Source organism: Nocardioides sp. CPCC 206348, from assembly GCF_048654705.1.
Classification (GTDB): Bacteria; Actinomycetota; Actinomycetes; order Propionibacteriales; family Nocardioidaceae; genus Nocardioides.
In genome coordinates this window covers 11,981-12,719 of sequence record NZ_JBMCZA010000176.1, presented here as the reverse complement: position 1 = coordinate 12,719, position 739 = coordinate 11,981, and the positions used below count along the sequence as shown (strand labels likewise).

The window sequence follows — 739 nt, the reverse complement described above, 5'->3', positions numbered from 1 at the left end:
CGATGTCGCTGGCGACCTTGTCGATCAGCTGGGACAGCCTGGCCGACCGCTGGGCTGCCAGGTCGGTGCACGGGCTGCCCGTGGGGTCCTCCCCGCCGAGGTTCACGCACTTGACGACGATGCTGGCGAAGAGCCCGGACTCGTTGCCGCCGATGCTGAGGGTCACCAGCCGGGTGTCCTTGGTGACGGCATCGAGCTGGGGCGGGACGCGACCGCCGGTCGGGAACTGCGGCTTCTCCAGGTTGATCGCGCGAGCGCCGCCGCAGCTCACGTCGTCGAGCTCGAGGTCCAGCTCGTTGGCGAGCAGGTGGGGGTAGTTGCCGTCGGACTGCAGGCATCCCTCGGCGCCGGTCTGGTCGCCCAGGTACCCGCCGGCGGTGTAGGAGTCGCCGAGCGCGACGTACTTGTCGCCCGCCTCGATGGGCGCTCCCCGGTTCTTGCTCGCGTTGACGTCGTCGGAACAGGCCGTGAGTCCGGCGAGCACGAGCAGCAGGGTGGCGAGCAGCGGCCACCGGTTCACCGCGACACCTCCTCCACTCCGAGCGCAAGGGTCAGGGCGAGGACAGTATCCGGGTCCTCCAAGCGGTCGCCGAACAGGTCGCGCAACTGGTTCATGCGGTAGCGGATCGTCTGTGGGTGCAGGAAGAGCGCCTCCGCGATGTCGTCGCGGCGCCCCTGGTGCAGCAGCCAGGCCCGCAGCGTCTCGCGCAGCTTGGCCGCGGCCGTGGGCCGCAGGTCG

2 protein-coding genes are annotated in these 739 nt (G+C 70.5%); both read right to left on the bottom strand.

Translation table 11 applies throughout. The features are described from left to right. Positions 1-520, bottom strand: a 520-nt coding sequence (locus tag ACOADB_RS13990) for a GDSL-type esterase/lipase family protein (RefSeq protein ID WP_378599637.1), incomplete at its 3' end; no start/stop codon positions are given. Then, positions 517-739, bottom strand: a 223-nt coding sequence (locus ACOADB_RS13985) for a helix-turn-helix domain-containing protein (RefSeq protein ID WP_378599634.1), incomplete at its 5' end; no start/stop codon positions are given. The genes ACOADB_RS13990 and ACOADB_RS13985, both read right to left, overlap by 4 nt.